Source organism: Nocardia sp. NPDC055053, assembly GCF_053608285.1.
Genome location: NZ_JBSGVD010000001.1, coordinates 152,102 through 174,641 on the forward strand (window position 1 = coordinate 152,102; position 22,540 = coordinate 174,641).

A 22,540-nucleotide genomic window follows, 5' to 3' on the forward strand; every position below is an offset into this window, starting at 1 on the left:
CACCACTCCCCTGTCGAGCCGGTGGCGGCCCAGTCGGCGTTCTTACCCCCGCCTGATGAGGTCGGCTGCCTTTTCGCCGATGACCACCGCGGGGGCGTGGGTGTGGCCGCGGATGATGGCAGGCATCACCGAGGCGTCGGCCACCCGCAGGCCCTCCACGCCACGGACTTTCAGTTCGGGGGTCACGACGCTGGCGGGATCGGTGCCCATCCGGCAGGTGCTGGTCGGGTGGTAGAGGGTGTGGGAGTGCCAGGTGAGGGCATCCTCGAGGGTTTCCTCGACCGTCGGCTGTTCCCGTTTCGGCTGCAGGAACCGTCCGATCCGGGAGCCGAGCGGTTCCGAGTTCACGATGCGATGGGCGATGCGCAGCCCTTCGAGCATCGCGGCGCGGTCGACACCGTCGCTGTCGGACAGGTACCGGGGGTCGACTACCGCCTTGGCCGTCGGATCGGCGGACGCGAGCGTCACCGTGCCGCGGCTGCGCGGCTGGACCAGAATCGGGCCGAGCGCGATCCCGTGGCCGGGCGCCACACCGATCCCTTCGTCGTAGAACGGAGCGGGACCGAAGATGATCTCGAGATCCGGCAACTCGAGTTCGGGCCTGCTGCGCACGAAGCCGTACGCCTCGCCCACATTGGAGGTGAGCATGCCGTGCCGCCGCGCGAGGTAGTTGACGACCTCCAACGGCTTCTCGGCGTCGAACAGCGTGTCGGAGTCGACGGCGAAGCCGAGCAACGCGATCAGGTGGTCGGCGAGATTCCGGCCGACCTCGGGCAGGTGCCGCACCACCGGGATGTCCAGCCCGCGCAGCTGCTCCTGGTCGCCGATACCGGACAGTTGCAGCAGCTGCGGGCTGTTGATCGCACCACCGCACAACACGACCTCTTTGCGGGCGCGCACGGTGTGGATCGCGCCGTCCTCGCGGTATTCGACGCCGACGGCACGGGTGCCCTCGAACAGGACTCTTGTCACGTGCGCGCCGGTGAGCACGGTCAGATTCGGCCGTTTTCGCGCGGGTTTCAGGTAGGCGTCCGCGGTGCTCCAGCGCGCACCGCGCTTCTGGCACACCATGGTCTGGGTGAACCCTTCGGGCTGTGGAAGATTGGCCCGTTCGCGCTTGAAACCGGCGTGCTCGGCCGCGACGAGGAAGTCACTCGTCCAGCGGCGGGCGCTGCGCTGGTGCGAGATCCGCAAGGGCCCGGAGCGGCCCTCGTCGGGTTCGCGTGCGTCCTCGACCGCCTCGATGCGCCGGAAGTACTCGACCACATTCGCGAACGACCAGCCCTCGCCCGCAGCGCTTGCCCACCGGTCGTAGTCGGCGGCATAGCCGCGGACCCACATCATCGCGTTCATCGACGACGAACCACCGAGCATCTTGCCGCGTGGCCAGAAGATCTGGCGGTTGCCGAGTTCGGGCTGTGGGGTGGTGAGATAGTTCCAGTCCAGGTCGGTCTGGAACAGCTTGGAGAACGCCGCCGGAATGTGGACGGCCTGATCCTTGTCCTCGGGGCCCGCTTCCAGAGCTATGACGCTGTCGGACGAGCGCTCGCTGAGCCGGGCGGCGACCACCGCGCCCGAGGAACCGGTGCCAACCACAACGTAATCGGCATTGGTATTGCTCATGTGGTTCTCCATGGTGTCGGAGCTCAGCCGCGCAGGGCCGAAGCGAAGATGGCGGGCAGCCGCGTCCACCCGGGATCGGCGGCGAACCCGGCCAGCAACCTGCCCGTGCTCGCCGCGGTCTTGTTGCCGACGAACCACGGTGGCTTCGGTGAGATCGCGCGCTCGCCGTGCAGCAGCGACCGCGGCGCCGGGCGGAACGGCCCGCGCACGACCGTGCGCTCTACCCGGTCGATCAGCCACGCGTTGTGTACAACGCCGATGCCGCTCTGCACGTCCGCGAGGGTGTGACCGGGGAACGCTCCCCAGGAAGCGGTCGGCGTCAGGTAGCCGACACCGGTCCACGCGTTGACTGCCACCGTGCCGTAGCGCAGCTCTTCGATCAGATCGTCGAACGCCGCGCCGAGCTCGGAGATCGTGTCCGGCCGGGCGATGATATTGACACCGAGCGTCCCGACGAAGGCGTCGTTCGCCGTCCGGGCCGCCGCGCGGGCGAAGTCCGCTCCGGTGCCTGGCAACTCGACAACGCCGAGGACCGGCGCGAAGTACTCGTCGGCCAGCAGCGGCTCGGCCGGGGACGCTTCGAGCCCGGTGACCAGCAGCCGATCACCGTTCGGTCCGAGGCGCTCGGCGTGTGGATAAGCCTTGCGCGCCTGCGCGATCCGATCGTCGCTGCCCGGGTAGTAGGCGCGGCGAGCGGGCGCGTTCGCGATCGCGGCGCGCAGTGCGGCGAGGAATTCATCCTTGTGCGCCCAGTCGGCGGAGATGATCAGCGCCTGCGCGGCGACGCAGTTGTAGCCGCCGTTGTGCAAACGCTGGGTCGCGACATGCTCTGCCTGGAAGGCGATGTCGGCCGCGGTCCAGTCGCCGGGTAGCACGATGGTCGGTGACACGCCGCCGAGTTCACTGGTGACCGGCTTGGCCAGCTTCGGCGTGCCGGCCAGTTTCCGCTCGGCGGCCTCGGCGCCGGTGCCCCAGACAATAGCGTCGTGGGTTCTGGCGCTGCCCGTCATGTGCACGTGGTCGACGAGGTCGTGCGCGATCAGGTAGCCACCGACCTCGGCCCCGCCGGTCAGCAGCCGCACCGCGCCGAGTTCGATCAGTGGGGCGAGGATCTTGCTCAGCACCGGCAGCAAGGGGTCGGTGATCGGATTGAGCTTGAGCGCGACGACCCGGTTGTGGGCGATCAGCTCGTACAGCGTGTCCAGCGGCGCGATCGAGGTGATGTTGCCTGCGCCGAGCACCGCGCCGATGCCGCGCGTCCGGCTCGGATCGAGCTGGGCGAGACCGGCATTCGCCTTCGCGGCGGCGCTGCTGACACCCCGCTGCAACCACACCTGGGCGCTGAATCCGTTGAGCAGCAGCGCGTCGAACGGCCCCGCGGGCAGCACGTCGACGGTGACCCGGTTTCCCCTGGTGCCGAACCTGGCCTTGTCGAGGGGGCTCTTGTTCTCCGCGAGGACATCGAGCGTCTTCGACAGCGCTCCCAGCCCCGCGGCCAGCACATACGGTCCCGAGGTCCATTCCTCGCCGACCAACGGCGAGGAAGCGGCGAGACCCTTGATACCGACAGCCGCGTCCACCCACTCCTGAGCGTGCCGCCCGGTCAGCTCGCGAACCCGGTCGAGCACCTCGCGTCGGCCACGCAGCGAGGTGGCCGCCCACCTCTTCTCGCCGTCGACCAGCTCGGACAACGCGACATCGACCGAGGCATGCGCGGGCGGCGCCTTCTTTGTGGCCACTTTCGTTCCTCCACGACTCTTGGGACAGTCCACGGAATGCAGCGGACGGAATGGATTGATTCTGTCGCCGCGGAGGAGGCGGGCGCCATGTGCGCACGTTGCGGATTGACCCCGGTCGCTCTTGTGCTCGAGCACAATCGCTGGGTGGTGCAGCCCACACCGAAGGCGGCACTTCCGATCGAGGGTCACCGGTGACAGGCGGAGAAATCCCACTCCCTCGATATGCGGATGTGCTCGCGCACAACCCGACGGTGGCGTATGTCACCACCAGCGCTTTAGTGTGTAGGGGTGAGCGCCCCACCTCCCACCGTTTCCGCCGCGTCCCCCCGACTGGCCGCCGGCCTGCTCGACACGGTCGAGGCGATGGCAGGCGAACTGGTCGACCGCATCGCCGGCGCGGACCGGTCCTACTCGGATCCCGGCCTTCTGACCGCCGAGGAACTTCGCCAGGCTTGCCTGGACAACCTCACCGAGATCATCGGCGCACTCGCGGGCGCTCGTCCCCCGCGGCTGCACCCGGCGCACGCGGTCGGACGGCTCAAGGCCGAGCGGGGCGTCCCGATCGCGGCACTGCTGCACGCCTTCCGGCTCGGCGGCAGATTGATCTGGGAGGAGCTCACCGCCCGGTCCGGCGGGCCGGGCGACCCGCGACTCCACGATCTCGCCACGGAGCTGTGGGAACTGATCGACACCTACTCCGATGCGGCGGTCGAGGCCTATCGTGAGACCGAGATCATGCTCGCCCACGCCGACGCGCAGACCCAAAGCCGTTTGATCCGAACGCTGTTCGACGATCATTCCGACAATCCCGCACGCACGCTGACCGCGTTGCGGACGCTGGGCCTGATCGAGCACGGCATCTTCGCCGTCGTGTCGATCGAGGCCGCCGACCCCGGCGCGGCGCTGCCGGGCAACCTCGTCGGCGCGTTGCGCGACCTCGGCGCCAGGTCCGTCTGGGATTCACAGATCGACTCCCATACCGGATTGCTGTCGTCGGTATCGCCGTCCGCGGTCGACCGTGCCGCTGCCGGACTGGCCGACCTCGTCGACGGACGGATCGGCCTCAGCGCCGTCTTCACCGGTCCGGCCGCCATCCCCGCCGCGCTGACCGAAGCCCGCCTGGCCGCCCGCAGTGCACGGCCGGGCGCACACACCGCGGTCCGCTTCGGCAGCGAGCCCGTCGCTCATCTGCTCGTCACCGTGCCCGAGGCAGGCCGGCTGGCCGCCACCCAGATCCTCGGGCCGGTACTGCGGCTGCCCGCGCCCGAGCGCGGGGATCTGCTCGCCGCACTCGACGCCTGGTATCGGTGCCACGGTTCGACCGCCGCGGCCGCCGAACAGCTGCACTGCCACCGCAACACGGTGCGGTATCGCCTGCGCAAGATTCGCGACCTCACCGGACGGGACACCGCCGAACCCGTCCAGTCGGCGGAGCTGCACCTGGCCCTGCAAGCCGTCACCCTGCTCGAACTGTAGCTCCGCGAGCCCTCGCTTTCGACATCCTGTGGCACTGAGTGCCAGCCCGGGTGAAATAATCCCCGGGAAAGCCAGGGCAATGCGATGTTGGGAGTTCTGCAGTGGAGTTGATCGGAGTGATCGGTGGCGGCACCATGGGTGCCGGCATCGCGGAGGTTTGTGCCAAGGCGGGTAGCTCGGTGCTCGTGCTCGAGACCAAGCAGGAGTTCGCCGACGCCGCGCAGCAGCGCATCGCGACCTCGATCAGCCGGGGCGTCGCCCGCGGCAAGATCACCCAGGAGGAGGCCGACGCGGCGATCGCGCGCGTGCGGGTCACCCTGGACATCGACGAGTTCGCCGACCGCGACCTGGTCATCGAGGCCGCGCCGGAGATCGAGTCGCTGAAGTACGAGATCTTCGGCAAGCTCGACAAGATCGTGAAGCCCGAGGGCATCCTCGCCACCAACACCTCCTCGATCCCGGTGATCAAGGTGGCCGGTGCCACCGAGCGTCCCGAGCGGGTCGTCGGCGTGCACTTCTTCAACCCGGTACCGGTGATGCCGCTGGTCGAGATCATCTCGACCCTGGTGACCGCGCCGGAGGCGGCCGCGGCCGTCACCGACTACGCCAAGAACACCCTGGGCAAGATGACCGTGCAGGCCGGTGACCGCTCCGGCTTCATCGTCAACGCGCTGCTCATCCCATACCTGTGCTCGGCGATCCGGATGCTCGAGTCGGGCTACGCCACCGCCGAGGACATCGACGCGGCCATGAAGGGCGGCTGCGGCTACCCGATGGGCCCGCTGACCCTGCTGGACACCGTCGGCCTCGACATCGCGCTGGCCGCCTCGGAGTCGCTGTACGCCGAGTTCGCCGAGCCGCACCTCGCCCCGCCCGCGCTGCTGCGCCGGATGGTGGACGCGGGTCGCCTCGGCCGCAAGTCCGGTCGCGGGTTCTACGACTACGCGAGCTGATCACCACGACCCGCAGGAGCACCGCTCCTGCGGGTCGGCCCAGCCTCACTCAGGGTGCGGGTGCCTGCGCCGCTTCGACGCCGCCGACGACAGCGCCGACGCCGGCGCCGACCGCGGCGAACGGCGCCACCACCATGCCTACGGCGAGGCTGGCGGCGATGATGGGCATGAAGATGAGCCCGGCGGGCGCGAACGGGAGTGCGACAACGAGGCCGACGGCCACGCCGATGATCGCGGCGGCCGCGGCGATCGGACTGGCCACGATCGCACCGACCGCCGCACCCTGCGCGGCCCTACCGAACACGTTGGCGGCGATCTGATCGGACCGGGCGGGTGCGAACCCCTGCCCGTCCAGCATCCGCGCCAGCGCGGTCTCCGCGCCGCCGAGGGTGTCGTTGAACTGGGCGACCTGCTCGGGCGGGAGGAAGTCCGGTCTGGCGACCTGCACATTGCCGATCCGCAGCACATCGGTCGGCGCGGGAACGGGCACCGCGATCGGATCCGCTGTGCCGCCGGGTTCGCCCACCGGGACCGGCAGGCTCGCCAAAGGAATGGGATCGAGCCCGACATGCTTCAGGTCGAGGACCAGCCCTTGCGCCGCGACGACGGCAGCTGAACCAGCCGGCTCAGCGCCTGGTGGGGTCTCCGCCAGTGCCGGGGCGCTCGCGGCGAACACCGCGACGCCGAGAACGCCCGCGACGAGCGTCGTGCGCAGTGACCGAGACCGAACCCGAATGACACACCGCTGTGTGCTCATATGTCGAACCTTCCTATCCAAAGCTGCGGAAGAGAGACTTCTTCGAATCTGATTCGGAACCACAGGGTGGATGGATGTGAAACGGTTCGACGCGTCCCGCGGCAGCACGGCTCCCGCGGGACACCTCACGCCGGGGTGAGCTGCCCGGCACCAGGAGCCGGGAAGAAACCGACCTCGATGTAGTGATCGAAGTAGCGGCTGATGACGGCCGCGTCGACCGCCGGGAATTCGATCGGCAGGCCGCGGTAGGGCTCCGCGGGGGCCGCTGATTCGACCGCACTCAGGACCGTCGCCGGGGTCGCCTGCGCGATGGCGGCGGCGTAGTTGCCGCTGAGTGCGGAAGCGCGAGCCAGGATCGGGTCCGCGTCCACGCGTTCGGCGGCCCTGGTCAGCACCAGGCCGAATTCCATCGGGTCGATGAAGTCGAACTGGTACTCGCGCCGCACGATTTCCTCGTAGACCACCTGCAGCGGCACCTGCGCACCCGCCGCCCGGTAGATGTTGCCGATCGAGGAGGCGTCGCGGGACTGGCGGACGATGCCCGCAGCGACATGGTCGACCGGCGCCATCTCGACACCGATCGCCCGCACGTCGACCGCGACGCCGAGCACCAGCATGGCCCGCAGCATGGTCCACCACGCGTCCTCGGCCGGTGCGACGCCGGTGCTGGAGGCGCCGGTGATCAGGCCGGGACGGTAGACGGCGACGGGGATTCCGCGCTCGATCGCGGTGTGCACCAGCTGCTCGGCCACCCACTTGGTCATCGCGTAACCGGGCAGACCGCCCGGGACACCACTGTCCTGCGGGATACCGGCCAGCACGGACAGCGTCGAAACGTAATGGATCGGCTTGACCCGGGTGGTGGTTGCCAGGCGCAGCACCTCGGTGGTGCCGCCGACATTGGCGTCGCGCATCCGGCCGTACGGCTCGAGGTGGTTGACCAGCGCGCCGTTGTGATAGACGGCGTCGATCCGGGCGGCCAGCTCGGCGAAGCGCAACGGGTCGATGCCGAGGTTCGGGCGCGCGAGATCGCCTGGCACGCCGACGATCCGGTCGCGGTACGGGGTCACGTCGATGCTGTACTTCGCGGCGGTCGCGACGACCCGGTCCACCGCGCTCGCGTCGTCGGTGGCACGGACCAGGCAGTGGATGGTGGCGCCGGTCTGCTCGAGCAGTTCGCGCAGCAGGAAGCTGCCGAGGAAGCCGGTGGCGCCGGTGAGCAGGATCGTGGCGGGATCGCCGGCGCGCTGGGGTGCGCAGCCGGTGAGGTCGATCGCGGGATCCAGAATCGCGTCGACGGCCGGGTCGGGACCGGCGGCCGAGGCCGACGACTCGTCGCGCACGGCCAAAGCCAGGTCGCTGACCAGCGGATAGCTGAACAGCAGGCGCAGCGGCACCTCGATGTCGAGGCGTTCGGCGAGTGCGGCGCGGACCCGGATCGCCGACAGCGACGTACCGCCGAGGACGAAGAAGTCGTCGTCGCGGCCGACCCGGTCGAGATCGAGGACCTGCGCGAACACCTCGGCCACGACCTGCTCGTCCACGGTGACGGGGGCCTGGTATTCGCGGATCTCCACGGCGGGCGCTGGCAGCGCCTTGCGGTCGAGCTTGCCGGTCGCGCCGAGCGGGAACTCGTCGAGTACCAGCAGCCGGTGCGGAATCATGTATGGCGGCAACAGGGTTCGGATCGCAGCCTGCACATCGGCGACGTCGACGGTCCGGTCGGCCGCCGGGATGACGTAGCCGACGAGCTGTTCGTGGTGCACCGCCACCGCGGCGCCCGCGACGGCCGGGTGCGTGCGCAGCGCGGCCTCGATCTCGCCGGGTTCGATGCGCAGGCCGTGCAGTTTGAGCTGAACGTCGGTGCGGCCCAGGTAGGTCAGGTCACCGGAGGGCAGTCTGCGGACGAGGTCACCGGTGCGGTACATGCGCTCGCCGACGGGACCGTACGGGTCGGCGACGAAGCGTTCGGTCGTCTTGTCCGGGCTCCCGAGGTAGCCGCGGGCCAGCTGCGCGCCGGCCAGATACAGCTCGCCCGGCGTGCCGACGGGCACCGGCTGCAGCCGGGCGTCGAGGACATAGGCGCGAGAGTTCCAGTGCGGCTTGCCGATCGGGACGATCCCGTCGCCGATCTCGGTCACATCGGCGGCGGTGATGGACACCGTGGCCTCGGTGGGTCCGTACAGGTTGTGCAGTCTGCCCGCGGTGGCGGTGGTGAAGCGGGCGATCGTCGCGGTGGGCAATGCCTCACCGCCGACCCACACCGCACGCACCGAGCGCAGGGAGCCCGCCGGCGCGGCCTCGAGCAACATCTGGAGCACCGACGGCACGATGGTGGTGCCGGTAACCCGGTGCCTGGCAATGAGATCGGCCAGGTAGGCCGGATCGGTGAGACCGTGCGCGGCGGCCACGATCATGTGCGCGCCCGCCCGCAGCGGGGTCGCGAAACCGATCATCGAGGCGTCGAAGGTCCACGGAATCGACTGCAGGACAGTGTCGTTGTCCCCCACCCCGTATTCGCCGACCATGAACGCCGCGTGGTTGACGATGGCCGAGTGCGGCACACCGACGCCCTTGGGCTTGCCGGTCGAGCCGGAGGTGAAGATGACGTACGCCAGGTCCAGCGTGCGCAATGGCCGCAGCCGGTCGGCATCGGTCAGCCAGGCGTCCGAGAAGGCCGACAGCGCACCGGAATTCGCGACCAGATCGACCGAGACGACCGGCAGCCCGTCGACCTCGATGGCGTCGGCCGTGGTGGTCAGCACGCAGACCGGGCGCGCGGCGGACAGGATGTCGGCGCGGCGTTCGACCGGCGAGTCCGGGTCGATCGGCACGTAGGCGCCGCCCGCCGCGAACACCGCGTACATGGCGACGACCAGGTCGATCGACGGCCGGATCGCGACGCCGACGGTGGCGCCGGGGCCGACGCCGGTGGCGACGAGCAGCCGGGCCAGCCGGTTGACCCGGCCCGCGAGTTCGCCGTAGGTGAGGGTCGACTCGGCGAAGGTGACCGCTGGCGCGTCGGGACGCCGCAGTGCCTGCGCGCGGAATTCGTCGAGCAGGGTCGGGTCGGGGACCAACCGCACGTCGCCGGACGGCGCGCTGCGCTCGGCCTCGGTCAGCAGCGGCAGATCGCCGACCGGCCGGTGCGGTGCGGCGACGGCCGCGCTCAGCAGCCCGGCCAGGCGCCGGCCCAGGGTGTCCATCGTCGACTCGTCGAACAGGTCGGTGGCGTAGCGCCAGGAGCAGCGCAGCCCGGCGGGGCCGTTGTCGTCCTCGTGCGGGACGACGGTCAGCTGCAGGTCGACCGGTGCGACCTCGTCACCGAGATCGACCGCGGACACCACCAGATCGGGCAGTTCCAGCCGGGCGCCGCCGAAGTTCTGGAAGGACAGCGCCACCTGGTAGAGCGGGTGATGTGCCTGGGTGCGCGGCGGATCCAGTTCGGCGACAAGGCGTTCGAACGGCACGTCCGCGTTGGCGAAGGCGGCCAGGTCGGTCTCGCGGACCCGATCCAGCAGGGCGGCGAAGGATTCGGCGGCGTCGACGCGGGTGCGCAGCACCACGGTGTTGACGAACATGCCGACCAGGTCGTCGAGTTCGGGCTCACCGCGTCCGGCGACGGGGGCGCCGACGGTGACGTCGTCGGTACCGGCGACGCGCGCCAGCAGCACCGACAGCGCCGCCCGCACCACCATGAACAGCGAGGCATTGTGTTCGCGCGCGAGAACTTCCAGCGCCTGATGCAGGGCGGGTTCGAGCGCGAAGTGGTGCGCGGCGCCGCGACTGCCCGCGACCGGCGGACGCGGGCGGTCCGTCGGCAACTCCAGCAGGGTCGGGGTGCCAGCGAGCTCGCCGCGCCAGTAGCCGAGCTGTCTGGCCAGCAGCGAGCCGGAATCCTCGGCGGCGCCGAGCATTTCCTGCTGCCACAGGGTGTAGTCGGCGTATTGCACCGGCAGCGGCGCCCAGTCCGGCGCGGCGCCCTCGGTCCTGGCGACGTAGGCGGTCATCAGGTCGCGGGTGAGCGGGCCGAGGGAGAAACCGTCGGTGGCGATGTGGTGTACCACCACGGCCAGCACGTGCTCGGATTCGGAGAGCTGGAACAACGCGGCGCGCACGGGGACTCGCGCGCAGACGTCGAAGCCGCCGAAGGTCAGCCTGGCCAGCTCCATCCGCAGGTCGGCCTCGGCGATCGCGGCGACGGCCACGTCGAGTCCGGCCTCGGCGACCGGCAGCACGCGCTGGTAGCCCTGGCCGTCGTGCTCGGGGTAGACCGTGCGCAGGACCTCGTGCCGTTCGAGCACATCGTCGAGTGCGGCGGTGAGCGCGACGGCGTCGAGCGGGCCGGACAGGCGCAGCGCGACCGGGATGTTGTACGCGCTGGAACCGGGGTCGAGGCGCGCCATGAACCACATGCGCTGCTGGGCGAGCGAGAGCGGCACCCGCTCACCGCGTTCGCGCCGGGTCAGCGGCACCCGCACCGCCGCGTCACCGACCAGCGCGTCGAGTGCGGCGGCGAGGTCGGCCACCGTGCCGTGTTCGAAGACCGTCCGGGCGGGCACCCGCATCCCGGTGACCGCGCCGAGGCGACCGGCCAGCTGGGTGGCGAGCAGGGAGTTGCCGCCGAGGGCGAAGAAGTCGTCGTCGCGGCCGATCGAGTCGGCGCCGAGCAGCTCGGCGAAGACCGCGGCCACGGCTTCCTCGGTGCCGGTGCGCGGCGCCGCGAAGGCGCGGGCGGTGAGTTCCGGTTCGGGCAGTGCCCGGTAGTCGAGCTTGCCGACCGGGGTCAGTGGCAGGCGCTCGATCGGCACGATGGCGGCCGGGACGGCGTGCTGTGGCAGCCGCTGCTCGGCCAGGCGCGTCAGCGCGGCCGAGTCCACCGTGGCGCCCGCCGCGGGCACCACATACGCCACGATCGCCTCGACACCGCTGGGCAGGGTGCGCACGAGTGTGGTCGCGAAGCGGACGGAGTCGTCGGAGGTGAGAACGGCGTCGATCTCGCCCAGTTCGATGCGGAAACCGCGCAGCTTGACCTGGGCATCGGTGCGGCCGAGGAAGGTCAGCTGGGGTTCGCCGTCGGCGGTGATTTCCCATTTCACCAGGTCACCGGTGCGGTAGAGCCTGCCGCCGGTGACCGGGTCGGCGACGAAGCGGGTCGCGGTCAGCCCGGAGCGCTCGTGATAGCCGCGGGCAAGGCCAGGTCCGGCCAGGTACAGCTCACCAGGGACGCGATCCGGCACCGGCCGCAGGCGCGCATCGAGGACCAGCGCCGACATGCCGGGAATCGGCCCGCCGATGGTGATCAGGTCGCCGGGGGCCAGCGGATCGCTGATCGAGGCCGCGACGGTGGTCTCGGTCGGGCCGTAGAGGTTGTAGAAGTTGCGGCCGGGCGACCAGCGCGCGATCAGTTCCGGCGGGCAGGCCTCGCCACCGACGACGATGGCGGCCAGCTCCGGCAGGCCCGACCCGTCGACACCGGCGAGCGCGGCGGGGGTGATGAAGGCATGGGTCACCCGCTCGGCGCGCAGCAGTTCGGTCAGCTCGTCGCCGCCGTAGATGTCGGGCGGGGCGATCACCATGGTCGAGCTGGCGCCGATGGCAAGGAGCAGTTCGAGGATGCTGGCGTCGAAGCTGGGCGAGGCGAAGTGCAGGGTGCGGGCCGCGCCGGTGATGCCGAAGCGGCGGATCTGCTCGGCGCACAGCCCGGCCAGGCCGGCGTGGGTGACGGCGACGCCCTTGGGGACGCCGGTCGATCCGGAGGTGTAGATGATGTAGGCGATGTCGGCGCCGAACATCCTGCGGGTGCGGTCGGCGGCCGACACCGGCGCGTCCGGGGCCGCGGCCAGTTCCTCGCGGCACTCGACGGAATCCAGTGCCAGCCACCGCAGTCCCGCGTCGAGCCGGGCCGCGTCGGCGGCCAGGGCAAGGCCGAATCCGGCGCCGGAGTCGGCGAGCATGTGCGCGACGCGTTCGGCCGGGTAGCGCGGGTCGACGGGCACGAACGCGGCGCCGGTCTTGGCGACGGCCCACAGTGCCACGATCGCGTCGAATGATCGGGTCAGCGCAAGGACGACCCGCTCGCCGGGGCCGACGCCGCGACCGATCAGCACCCTGGCCAGCTGGGAGGACTGCTGGTCGAGTTCGGCGTAGGTGACGGTCTGCCCGGCGAAGCTCACCGCGGGTGCCTCGGGGGCGCGCTCCACGGCGGCCATCAGCAGGCGAGGCAACGTCGACACCGGCGCTCGACGGCCCCGCCTTGCGGCGGAAGAGCGGACGCCAGAAGCTTGCTCAGTCACCGGTATGTGCTTCCCTTCACCATCGATCACCCCTGCGATCGCACTGCTCGAACGTCGCCCAGACTCTCGGCTACACCGGGGTATCGGGAAATTCCTGCGTGACGGTACCGCAAATATCTCATCAATTTTGGTACAGCGGCAATTTAGGGGTTTCAGTTCGGAGAAACTGGGTATAGGGCAACCGTCCGGTATGTAACCCAGGTCATATGCAGGCAATACGCAGCTTAATCGACCCCAAGCCGGACATGGCCGTTTCACATTTCGCGTCGAATCCCGCACCAGGCTGGACCTGCGAATCTTCCGCTATCCACCTTCGGGAAACGCCGCTACCGGAGACCGCGAACGCGATCTCCGGTAGCGGACGGTCGGATTCGAGCGGAGTTACCAGGCAGTAGCGGACGCTGGTTCCGGTACCCGCCGATCGGCCGACGGATCTTGCACGCGCGTGTTCCCCGCTTCGATCCACTCGGTGTCGAGCACGCCGTGGCGCGAGCGGTCGGTGCCGCGCACGGCGGCCTCGCAGCGGCGAGCCAGATCGCGGCGGTCGAGTCCGGGATACTCGAGCGGCTCGAGCACGATCTCGGCGACCATGCCCTTGCTGCGCAGCACCCGCTTGGCCGAATCGGCGAAGGTGTCCTCGCCGACGAAACCGGGCACCGTGCACGGCACGCCGTGCCGGTCGAGGTAGCGCAGCCGGACCGGCTGGACCGGGGTCGCCGTATCGATCGCGGCCTGGAACATGGCGGGCCGCATCGAACCGTAGGCCCGGCCACACCAGGTGGTTCCCTCCGGGAAGACGGCGATCCGGTTGCCCTCGGCGAGCCGTCGCGCGACCTGGCCGACCACACCCGGCAGTTCACGCAGCCGCGCCCGCTCGATCGGGATCACCCGGGTGAGCTGCGCGAGCTTGCCCAGCACCGGCCAGTCGACCATGTCGGCCCTGGCGACGAAGCTGACCGGCTGCACCGCGGCCAGCGAGACCACGTCGGCCCACCCGATGTGGCCGGTCACGACCATGACGGCGGTGCCGGGGTCGGCGAACCCGGCCGTCGACGCTTGGCCGCCGGCACGGTTGTCGACGATGCGCAGCCGCATCCCCAGGCAACCGAGTGCGGCACGGGCGTAGCGGCGCTGCAGGTTCTCGCGCCGCGACTTCGGGGTCGCCGCGGTCAGCACCGGGAAGCTGAGGACGAGTCCGATCACGCCGGCCAGCCGGGCGACCATCCTGGCGGTACCGACCTCGTCGATCGGTTCGATGCAGCGAGACCCACAGGGGCTCGACGGCATCCACGAGTGCGAGTGTGTGGCGGGCGGCGCGTCGAACACCATGGCTTTACTTCCCGTCTAAATTGGCGGCCGCGCTCTGCAGCCGCTCCAGATACCGGGTGTTGATGGTTTCCATGCCGAGCAGGGCGACGAAGTCGGCGACCGCGAAGTCGGGGTCGTGCGCCGGTTCGCCGCAGATCTCGGCACCGAGGCGCAGGTACCCGCGCAACAGCGGTGGCAGCTTGGGGCGGCTCGGCGGGGTCAGCTCGTCGAGGGACAGTCCGTCGACGACGACCGGGCGGTACGGGTGCACGCGGCGCTCGGGGTCGCACGCGTGGCGGCCCAGCAGCATGTCGCGCACGCCGCGCACGTTCACACCGGCCGGGTCTTGGGGACTGTCCTGCATCGGCACCGAGACACAGCCCATCACCCAGTCGTAACCGGTGAGCTGGATGTAGTGCAGGATGCCCGCCCACATCAGGGTGAGCACCGAGCCGTTGCGGTGGTCGGGCACCACACAGGCCCTGCCCATCTCGACGATGCGGTGACCGGTCGGGTCGAGTTGGGTGAGATCGAATTCGGTCGCCGTGTAGTACCCGCCCGCGGCGCTCACCTTGTCCGGCGGCAACATCCGGTAGCAGCCGACGAACTGCTCGGTGAACTCGTCCCGGACCAGCAGGTGGTCGCAGTGCTCGTCGAACCGGTCGGCGTCGAGGCCGGTCCCGTTGTCGGGTATCCGGAACCCGGGTTCGGAGGCGAAGACCTGGAATCGGAGCCGCTGGGCGGCTTCCCTGTGCTCGGCATCGGACGCGACGACCAGAGAGTACCGAGACTTCCCCACCCCGGAGTCCGGCGCCGGCGCGGTCAACACGGACGAAATTGTCATACCGCTGATGAAGCCAGCCCGAGCTGGCATCGGGGCGACACATCGGTGTCGTGTCGATGCCCGTTCGGTGAACGAGACTCCCATCACACCGCGCGTTCACCGATGCGCTGCTTATCGTTCGCCCACCTGCGGGTTTCTAGCCGAAGAGTCCTGTTTCGGGCCTCGCTCCGGCCGCGGAGCCCGCCCTGGCGGCTCGCAATCCGACGGTTCGGAACGCAGCTCGGCCCGCCGTCGTACGGCGGGCCGATCGTGGTCTGTCAGGCAGCCGAGCGAACGTGCTCGCCCGCGGTCTCGACGACCTGCTCGGTCCGCTCGGCCTCGTCGAAGCCGGGGCGGGCGGTGCCGATGAAGGCGACCAGCCACGACGCGACCGCGGCGAAGCGGTTGCGGAAGCCGACCAGATACATCAGGTGCACGGCCAGCCACATCCCCCAGGCGATGGTGCCGCGGAAGGTGATCCGGTCGTTGAGCTTCACGACGGCGCTGAAGCGGCTGATCACCGCCATGCTGCCCTTGTCCCAGTAGACGAACGGCGTGCCTGCGTCCTTCTTGCGCCGGATGATGTCGGCGGCGTGACGGCCCTCCTGCATGGCGACCGGCGACTGGCCGGGGTAGCCGTTGAGCGAGGTCATGTCGCCGATGGCGTAGATGTCGGCGTGGCCGCCGACGGTCAGGTCGGGGTTGATCAGCAGCCTGCCCGCGCGATCGGTCTCGGCGCCGGTGGCCTCGGCCAGCAGTGCCGCGAATCCGCCCGCCTGCACACCGGCCGACCACACCACGGTCTCGGCGGCGATGCCGCGCTCGATGCCCTCGGCGTCCTTGACCGTCACCTTGCCCTCGTCGATATCGGTGACGAAGGTGCCGAGCAGCACCTCGACGCCGCTGCCGGTGAGCGAGCGCTTCGCGTACTCCGAGAGCCCGCCGCCGAAGGGCGGCAGCACCGCGTTCGCGCCCTCGACCAGGGTCACCGAGACCTCCTGGTGGAAGTGCCGCTTGGCGAGCTCCTTGATCTGGCCCGCCACCTCGACGCCGGTCGCGCCAGCGCCGACGACGACGAAGCTGAGCAGCCTGCGCCGGGTCGCCTCGTCGGCGTTCTCGGCCGCGGCGAAGACCGAGGCGATCTGGTCGCGCAGGCGCTGGGCGTCGTCGATGGTCTTGAGCGAGAAGGTCTTGTCGGCGAAGTCGTCGCGGCCGAAGTAGCTCTGGCTGGCGCCGGTGGCGGCGATCAGCGAGCCATAGCTGATCTGACGGGTACCCTCGGCGGTCTCGTAGGTGAGGACGGCGGCGTCGGCATCGATACCGGTCACCTTGCCGAGCCGGACGTCGGCCTCGGGGTGACGGCGCAGTACGTTCTTGATCGGCGGGGCGATCTCCTCCGGCGCGAGCACCCCGGTCGCCACCTGGTAGAGCAGCGGCTGGAAAAGGTGCTCGGGCGTGCTCGAGATCAGGACGTAGCTGATTCGTGACTTGCTCAGTTGCTTGGCAGCGGCGAGTCCGCCGAAGCCCGAACCGACGATGACGACATCTGTGTGTTCCATGATCGCGCGCTCCAAGATCGGGTAACGAGTCCTTTCATATGAGTAAACGCGATGCGGAACGCAGATGTTTCCGGTGTTTGGGCGCATACTGAAGATGACTCTTATCTGTATAACTAATAAATAGGAGGTACCTGGTGGAACTTCGCCAGTTGGCGTACTTCGTGGCGGTGTGCGAGGAGCTCAGTTTCAGCCGCGCCGCGAGCCGCTGCTTCATCTCCCAATCCGCGATCAGCCACCAGATCGCGAGACTCGAACGTGACCTCGGCGCGCAACTGTTCGAGCGCACGACCCGCGCCGTCGTCCCCACCGACGCGACCCTGCGCCTGCTCCCCCTTGCCAAGCAGATGCTGAGCCTGGAATCGGCGATCCGCGCAGCTGTACGCACCACCGGCCCGCGCGTTCGCCTGGCCGCGAACATGTCCTTCGCAGCCCCCTCGCTCTCGGCGATCGCCGCCGCCCGCGCGGTACACCCCGACGCGGAGATCGAGTACGTCATCAAACCGTTCCGCCAGCGAATCAATGCCGTGGCCGACGGCGACTGCGATCTGGCGCTGATCCGCGGCAGCGTGGACCAGCCCGGCCTTGCGGTCGAGCAGCTGTGGGTGGAAGACCTGGTGATCGCCATCTCCAGCAGTCATCCGCTGGCCGGACGCGGCGCCGTCACTCTCGCCGACCTCAGCCCCTATCCCCTGCTCCTGCCGCCCGAGCAGGAGCAAGTCCTGCTGCACACGCTGATCCGCTCGGCCTTCGCGGACCTGCCCACCGGCCCCACCTTCGGCCCGCCGATCCCCCCGGACCACACCGCAACCATGGAACTGCTCAACCGCCCCGAGTCCTGGACGATCCTCTACGAGGGCCCCACCAAGGGGCTGCTCACCCTCGACCTCACCGACCACCGGCTGCGCATCCCGGTTTCGGCGGTGCTGCGCGAGGAGGCCAGGCAGAACCCGATTGTCCACACACTGCTCCAGGCGCTCCGCAGGCGCTGAGCACAACGATCCGACGCGGGTCGGCGTGCAACGGGGCGCTCGATTACCGCCGCTGGGTGCGCAGCGCGGTGCGGTAGCGGAGCCAGCGTCCGGTCGACGGCGACGCCGCACAGGCGACCAGCGCCGCCGCCAGAACCGCTGTGATGATGGACATGACCCGACCAGCAGTGCGCGCACACAGCATCAAGACAGCGCCACTACCGACGAAGATCGCCGCGCCCTTGGGCGGCTCAGGACCGAGCGGCGCCCGCTGCCACGGATTGCCGTGCGCCATCGGCAGTACCCGTGGATCAACTACCGGCACGGCGTATTCCGGCTGCCACACGGTGGGCGCGGCGATATGCCTGCCCTCCAGCACATCCCGGATCGCAACGGTGAATTCCGTTGCGCTGCTGAATCTCTCGTCCCGCCGCTTGGCCATGGCGCGCGCGATCACGGAGTCGACCGCGGGCGGCAGATCGGGCCTGGTCACGGTGAGCCGGGGTACGTCGCTACCGCGGTCGAACACACCGACAATGCCCGGATGGTCCAGCTGCGCGACGACATCGGCCTCCTGTTCGAAGCGCCGCTGTAGATCACGACCACTCCTCACTGTTGCCGTTCGCGGACCGCAGGTTACCCGCCGGTGTTCCCCCGCTCCCCGGCCAGTGCGTGTGCGACGGCCAGGTGGAGGGGCAGGGATTCTTCGTCTTCGTCCTCGACCGACCAGATGATCTCCTCGATCGCCCGGAAGAAGGCCCATGCGCTTGCTCGGTCGGTGGGAATGTCGAGTTCCCGGGCGGTGGTTTCGACGACGGCGCGGGCGTGCTCGGGAGTCGGTGTGGACTGGACCTGGATCATGATCAGGAAGCCGGCGTCGAAGGCGGCTTCGCCGAGGTAGGGCTTCGGGTCGATGAGCAGCCACGGCTCGCGTTCGGCGGCAACGATATTGCCGAGGTGGGTGTCGCGATTCACGACGAGCAGGGGTCCCGCCGGGACGGCGAGGTCGGCGCACCGGGCGAGTGCCCGCTCGCGTAGGTACTCCGGAAGGACCTCGGCGAGTTCGGGTTCCGGCTGCTGAAGCTGTGCTGTCCACTGCGCGACCAGGTCGGTCGCGGTCGGCAGTGTCGGATAGTCCCCGGGAACGTCGACCGGCTCGCGCCGCAACCGGCGAAGTAGCTTGCACGCCAAGCGAACCCGATCCGCGTTCTCCGGCCTGCCCTCCAGGCTCGGAAACCCCGGCTGCTCGAGCAACGGCTCCCCCGGCCGCGCCCACTCCATCAGCATCGCGCCACTGTCGGCATCGAACCGGTACAACGCGACGGCCCCGTCCCCGCCGTAGCAGTACAACCCGGTCGCCTCCGCGATGTTCTCCTCGTCGACCACCGGCACCTTGAGCACCGCCACCACCCCGTCCCCGCGCCGCACCGGCGCGACGAACGCATGCGTCCCACCCTCGAACGCGGGGCCGATCACCGTCAACTCCCAAGCCCCACACAGCTTTTCCACCAGCCCGGTCAGGTCATCGAGCCACCGCTCCCCCACGGCCCCGAACACCTCCCGCACCGTCTCCTCGACCTCCGGCGGCACCTCGATCGGCATAGTCGTCACGCACCCACCCTGCCACGCATCGTGAAACCCGCTCGACAGCCCGTACCCAGCCTGGAATCCTGCCCGGATGACCGAGACGCCCCTCCCCGAACTCCCCGCCGGTTACGAGGTCTCCACCGAAACCGCCCGCATCGACGCCGCGCGGGTACACACCTGGCTGTCCACCGACTCGTACTGGGCCATGGGCAGAACCCGCGAGCTGCAGGACCGCGCGATCGCGGAATCACTCAATTTCGGGGTATACGACCGTGTTTCGGGCGAGCAGGTCGCCTACGCGCGGGTGGTGACCGACCAGGCCACCTTCGCCTGGCTGTGCGATGTCTACGTGGATCGCGCGGTGCGTGGTAAAGGCGTCGGCGTCGCCTTGATCGCCGCGGTCCGCGACCACCTGGCCCCGTACGGCCTGCGCCGCGTCATGCTCGCCACCCACGACGCCCACGACCTCTACGAGAAGTTCGGCTTCGAACCCCTCACCGACCCCGAGAAGTGGATGGTCCTCGGCGGCCCGGTGAACACCCCCGCCAACCTCTAACCGACCCGGCGGCGGCACCTCGATCGGCACTGCCGTCACCCGACCACTGCCACGCCGGGCACCAGCGCTCGCCTAAACGAACCCCTTCTCGACGAGTTCGAACCCGTCCGCACGAATTCGGTGCCGTTCACCCGAGCCGCCGGCCACCCGGCACCAACTCGACACGTCCAGTTCGTCGGTATCGGCGTCGAGTTCGATCGCGAAGCCACCGTACATGCCGGGGATCGCCGCCCACATCTTCGCGCCGGGGTATTCGAGCAGCGGAGTCAGCGGTGGCGGCCGGAAGCCACACTCCTGACAGAGGTCGAGCACGCGACCCAAGATCACCGCGTGTAGCTGGCATTCGAGCTGGGCCAGCACGGTCGCGTCGACCTCACGGATCAGGCGGGGCGCGAGGAGCCCGGACAGCTGGTCGTTTCCCCGCGCGGCCGCGATCTCGGCGGCGGTGTCACCGTCTGCGGTCCGCAGGGTTCGCCAGCCGCCCAACTCGAGCAACCGTTCGACGACAGCCGTCGGCGCTCCATGCCACGCCGCCTGGTGCAAGGGCGCAAATCCCGAACTACCGCCGACCCGGGTCGTATTGATCGTGCGGTCCCGCCCGGCGACGTCGATCACGACATCCCAATCCCCGGCTCGTGCCGCGTCGGCGAGCTGGTCCCGCGCTGCTATCCCGGACTCGCTGAAGAACTTTCGCCGATACCAGCCCCACCACAGAATCTCCACGACCGCAGCATATCCAGGCGATCGACAGTCGTGAGGGCTGCCGGTACTCCGGCTGGGAGAGGCACAGCGTCGAACACACAACGGCTCGCGAAGCCTGTCTGCGCTTACGCGACGACAGATTTCGCGAGCCGAGGGTAACTCACAGGGTACGAACCGACCCGACCACCGAATCCCGCGAGCCGGGAGCGCGACGCAAGCGCCCCACCACCGGCCCGCAAGAATTCGCGGAGAGGCGGATCAGCCCTTGTGGGACTTCACGGCCTCGGTCAGCTGCGGGGCGACGTTGAACAGGTCGCCCACGATGCCGTAGTCGGCGATCTCGAAGATGGGAGCCTCTTCGTCCTTGTTGACCGCGACGATGGTCTTCGAGGTCTGCATGCCGGCGCGGTGCTGGATGGCGCCGGAGATGCCGAGGGCGATGTAGAGCTGCGGGGAGACCGTCTTACCGGTCTGACCGACCTGGAACTGGCCCGGGTAGTAGCCCGAGTCGACGGCGGCACGCGAGGCGCCGACGGCGGCACCGAGCGAGTCGGCCAGCGCCTCGACGACCGCGAAGTTGTCGGCGGAACCGACACCACGGCCACCGGAGACGACGATGCCCGCCTCGGTCAGCTCCGGACGGTCGCCGCCGACGATCGGCTCACGCGAGACGACCTTGACGACGCCGTCTTCCTGGGCCGGAACCTCGACGACGACCTGCTCGCCTGCACCGGCCTGCGGGGCCGCCTCGATGGCGCCCGGACGGATCGAGATCACCGGCACATCGCCGGTGGCCTTGGCCTCGACGGTGAACGCGCCACCGAAGATGGAGTGCACGGCCGAGCCGTCGGCGTTGACGCCGATGACGTCGACGAGCAGGCCGGAGCCGATGCGCGCGGCGAGGCGGCCCGACACCTCCTTGCCCTCGGCGGTGGCGGCGACCAGCACGGCGGCGGGCGAGGCGGACTCGACCAGACCGGCCAGCACGTCGACCTTCGGGGTGACCAGGAAGCCCTCGATGTCGTCGGACTCGGCGACGTAGATCTTCTCGGCGCCCGCGGCGGCCAGCGCGGCGGCCAGCTTGTCGGCGGTACCGGCCGGGCCGGTCACGACGGCGGCGGGCTCGCCCAGGGTGCGGGCGGCGGTGAGCAGTTCGGTGCTGATCTTCTTCACGGCACCGTCGGCGTGCTCGATGAGCACAAGTACTTCAGCCATTAGTTCTTTCTCCTTCGAAGTCTCGGACGGGGCCGGATCAGATGATCTTCTGACCGATGAGGTAGGTGGCGATCTGGTTGCCGCCCTCGCCCTCGTCCGCGATCTTCTCGCCCGCGGTGCGGGCGGGCTTCGGGGTGGAGCCGGTGACCTGGGTGCCTGCGTTGGCGACGCCCACGGTCGACGGGTCGATGCCCAGATCGGCCAGGGTGAAGACCTGAACTTCCTTCTTCTTCGCGGCCATGATGCCCTTGAAGGACGGGAAGCGCGGCTCGTTGATCTTCTCGGTGACCGAGACGATCGCGGGCAGGGACGCCTCGAGCTTGAAGACGCCCTCGTCGGTCTCGCGCTCGCCGGTGATCTTGTCGCCGTCGACGGTCAGCTTGCGCAGGTGCGTCAGCTGCGGGATGCCCAGGTACTCGGCGATGATCGCGGGAACGGCGCCGGCGCGACCGTCGGTGGCCTCGTTGCCGGCGATGACCAGCTCGACGCCCTCGACCTGGCCCAGCGCACCGGCCAGCACCCACGCGGTCTGCACGGCGTCGGAGCCGTGGATCGCCGGGTCGTTGATGTGGATGGCCTTGTCGGCACCCATGGACAGCGCCTTGCGGATGGCCTCGGTGGCGCGATCCGGACCGGCGGCCAGCACGGTGACCTCGCCGCCCTGGGCTTCCTTGATCAGCAGCGCTTCCTCGACGGCGCGCTCGTTGATCTCGTCGAGGACGGCGTCGGCGGCCTCGCGGTCGAGGGTGTAGTCACCATCGGTCAGCTTGCGCTCGGACCAGGTGTCGGGGACCTGCTTGATGAGTACGACGATGTTCGGCATCGGTCTTCGTCGACCTCCTTCTGGGTACACGTGTGTGGTGGCCGCACGAGCTGGGCCGTACGTCCGTGAGTGGCTCAGAGCGGAACATTACCCTACGCTAAGTTACTCGTGGGTAACCTACATGCGCAAGAGGTTCCCATCCGGTCCCTGAATCC

16 protein-coding genes are annotated in these 22,540 nt (G+C 69.5%); 4 read left to right on the forward strand and 12 right to left on the reverse strand.

From position 1 onward, the window contains the following. Positions 1 to 42: 42 nt before the first annotated feature. Both ACWF82_RS00665 and ACWF82_RS00670 read right to left on the reverse strand, forming a co-directional pair. Positions 43 to 1,623 carry a GMC family oxidoreductase gene (locus tag ACWF82_RS00665; RefSeq protein ID WP_452496577.1) on the reverse strand — a complete coding sequence of 527 codons (1,581 nt, stop codon included), beginning with the start codon at positions 1,621 to 1,623 and terminating at the stop codon, positions 43 to 45. 23 nt (positions 1,624 to 1,646) lie between these two features. After that, positions 1,647 to 3,362, reverse strand: coding sequence for an aldehyde dehydrogenase family protein (locus ACWF82_RS00670; protein ID WP_452496579.1), 1,716 nt, complete (start codon positions 3,360 to 3,362; stop codon positions 1,647 to 1,649). A gap of 288 nt (positions 3,363 to 3,650) precedes the next feature. Here ACWF82_RS00670 and ACWF82_RS00675 point away from each other — a divergent pair, with 288 nt between their 5' ends. Both ACWF82_RS00675 and ACWF82_RS00680 read left to right on the forward strand, forming a co-directional pair. Next, positions 3,651 to 4,838, forward strand: coding sequence for a PucR family transcriptional regulator (locus tag ACWF82_RS00675; RefSeq protein WP_452496580.1), 1,188 nt, complete (start codon positions 3,651 to 3,653; stop codon positions 4,836 to 4,838). A 101-nt stretch (positions 4,839 to 4,939) separates the two neighbouring features. Then, entirely contained in the window at positions 4,940 to 5,791 is an 852-nt protein-coding gene (locus ACWF82_RS00680) for a 3-hydroxybutyryl-CoA dehydrogenase (RefSeq protein ID WP_379305234.1), read from the forward strand. A gap of 49 nt (positions 5,792 to 5,840) precedes the next feature. Here ACWF82_RS00680 and ACWF82_RS00685 read toward each other — a convergent pair whose 3' ends face one another. The 5 genes from ACWF82_RS00685 to ACWF82_RS00705 form a co-directional block, all read right to left on the reverse strand. Continuing rightward, a complete protein-coding gene (locus tag ACWF82_RS00685) occupies positions 5,841 to 6,548 on the reverse strand; it encodes a hypothetical protein (RefSeq protein ID WP_452496582.1) in 708 nt (235 codons plus the stop codon). Between the two features lie 125 nt (positions 6,549 to 6,673). After that, a complete protein-coding gene (locus tag ACWF82_RS00690) occupies positions 6,674 to 12,784 on the reverse strand; it encodes an amino acid adenylation domain-containing protein (RefSeq protein ID WP_452496584.1) in 6,111 nt (2,036 codons plus the stop codon). 441 nt (positions 12,785 to 13,225) lie between these two features. Next, positions 13,226 to 14,173 carry a lysophospholipid acyltransferase family protein gene (locus tag ACWF82_RS00695; protein ID WP_452496586.1) on the reverse strand — a complete coding sequence of 316 codons (948 nt, stop codon included), beginning with the start codon at positions 14,171 to 14,173 and terminating at the stop codon, positions 13,226 to 13,228. A gap of 4 nt (positions 14,174 to 14,177) precedes the next feature. Continuing rightward, the gene (locus tag ACWF82_RS00700; RefSeq protein WP_452496587.1) at positions 14,178 to 14,996 is read right to left on the reverse strand and encodes a GNAT family N-acetyltransferase; all 819 of its coding nucleotides are present in this window, start codon (positions 14,994 to 14,996) and stop codon (positions 14,178 to 14,180) included. Between the two features lie 257 nt (positions 14,997 to 15,253). Beyond that, complete coding sequence (locus ACWF82_RS00705) at positions 15,254 to 16,534, reverse strand: NAD(P)/FAD-dependent oxidoreductase (protein WP_452496589.1); 1,281 nt, start codon at positions 16,532 to 16,534, stop codon at positions 15,254 to 15,256. Between the two features lie 134 nt (positions 16,535 to 16,668). Between ACWF82_RS00705 and ACWF82_RS00710 the strand changes: the two genes are divergently transcribed. Then, a complete protein-coding gene (locus tag ACWF82_RS00710) occupies positions 16,669 to 17,523 on the forward strand; it encodes a LysR family transcriptional regulator (protein WP_379305246.1) in 855 nt (284 codons plus the stop codon). Positions 17,524 to 17,566: 43 nt separating this feature from the next. On the opposite strand, the gene ACWF82_RS00715 is transcribed toward ACWF82_RS00710, so the two are convergent. Further along, the gene (locus ACWF82_RS00715; protein ID WP_452496591.1) at positions 17,567 to 18,115 is read right to left on the reverse strand and encodes a hypothetical protein; all 549 of its coding nucleotides are present in this window, start codon (positions 18,113 to 18,115) and stop codon (positions 17,567 to 17,569) included. A 23-nt stretch (positions 18,116 to 18,138) separates the two neighbouring features. Further along, positions 18,139 to 19,104 carry an aminoglycoside phosphotransferase family protein gene (locus ACWF82_RS00720; RefSeq protein ID WP_452496983.1) on the reverse strand — a complete coding sequence of 322 codons (966 nt, stop codon included), beginning with the start codon at positions 19,102 to 19,104 and terminating at the stop codon, positions 18,139 to 18,141. Between the two features lie 76 nt (positions 19,105 to 19,180). Between ACWF82_RS00720 and ACWF82_RS00725 the strand changes: the two genes are divergently transcribed. Continuing rightward, entirely contained in the window at positions 19,181 to 19,645 is a 465-nt protein-coding gene (locus ACWF82_RS00725; protein WP_452496593.1) for a GNAT family N-acetyltransferase, read from the forward strand. A 72-nt stretch (positions 19,646 to 19,717) separates the two neighbouring features. Here the strand turns inward: ACWF82_RS00725 and ACWF82_RS00730 are convergent, their stop codons facing one another. From ACWF82_RS00730 to ACWF82_RS00740, 3 genes are all read right to left on the reverse strand, one after another. After that, positions 19,718 to 20,368, reverse strand: coding sequence for an ankyrin repeat domain-containing protein (locus tag ACWF82_RS00730; RefSeq protein ID WP_452496595.1), 651 nt, complete (start codon positions 20,366 to 20,368; stop codon positions 19,718 to 19,720). A gap of 237 nt (positions 20,369 to 20,605) precedes the next feature. Then, a complete protein-coding gene (locus ACWF82_RS00735; RefSeq protein WP_452496596.1) occupies positions 20,606 to 21,562 on the reverse strand; it encodes an electron transfer flavoprotein subunit alpha/FixB family protein in 957 nt (318 codons plus the stop codon). Positions 21,563 to 21,599: 37 nt separating this feature from the next. Then, positions 21,600 to 22,385 carry an electron transfer flavoprotein subunit beta/FixA family protein gene (locus ACWF82_RS00740; protein WP_189027240.1) on the reverse strand — a complete coding sequence of 262 codons (786 nt, stop codon included), beginning with the start codon at positions 22,383 to 22,385 and terminating at the stop codon, positions 21,600 to 21,602. Positions 22,386 to 22,540 lie beyond the last annotated feature (155 nt).

Coding starts and splice junctions, on each gene's coding strand:
- ACWF82_RS00725 (WP_452496593.1), top strand. CDS start 19,181: ATGACCGAGACGCCCCTCCCCGAACTCCCCGCCGGTTACGAGGTCTCC.
- ACWF82_RS00685 (WP_452496582.1), bottom strand. CDS start 6,548: ATGAGCACACAGCGGTGTGTCATTCGGGTTCGGTCTCGGTCACTGCGC.
- ACWF82_RS00700 (WP_452496587.1), bottom strand. CDS start 14,996: ATGACAATTTCGTCCGTGTTGACCGCGCCGGCGCCGGACTCCGGGGTG.
- ACWF82_RS00740 (WP_189027240.1), bottom strand. CDS start 22,385: ATGCCGAACATCGTCGTACTCATCAAGCAGGTCCCCGACACCTGGTCC.
- ACWF82_RS00665 (WP_452496577.1), bottom strand. CDS start 1,623: ATGAGCAATACCAATGCCGATTACGTTGTGGTTGGCACCGGTTCCTCG.
- ACWF82_RS00695 (WP_452496586.1), bottom strand. CDS start 14,173: ATGGTGTTCGACGCGCCGCCCGCCACACACTCGCACTCGTGGATGCCG.
- ACWF82_RS00735 (WP_452496596.1), bottom strand. CDS start 21,562: ATGGCTGAAGTACTTGTGCTCATCGAGCACGCCGACGGTGCCGTGAAG.
- ACWF82_RS00720 (WP_452496983.1), bottom strand. CDS start 19,104: ATGCCGATCGAGGTGCCGCCGGAGGTCGAGGAGACGGTGCGGGAGGTG.
- ACWF82_RS00705 (WP_452496589.1), bottom strand. CDS start 16,534: ATGGAACACACAGATGTCGTCATCGTCGGTTCGGGCTTCGGCGGACTC.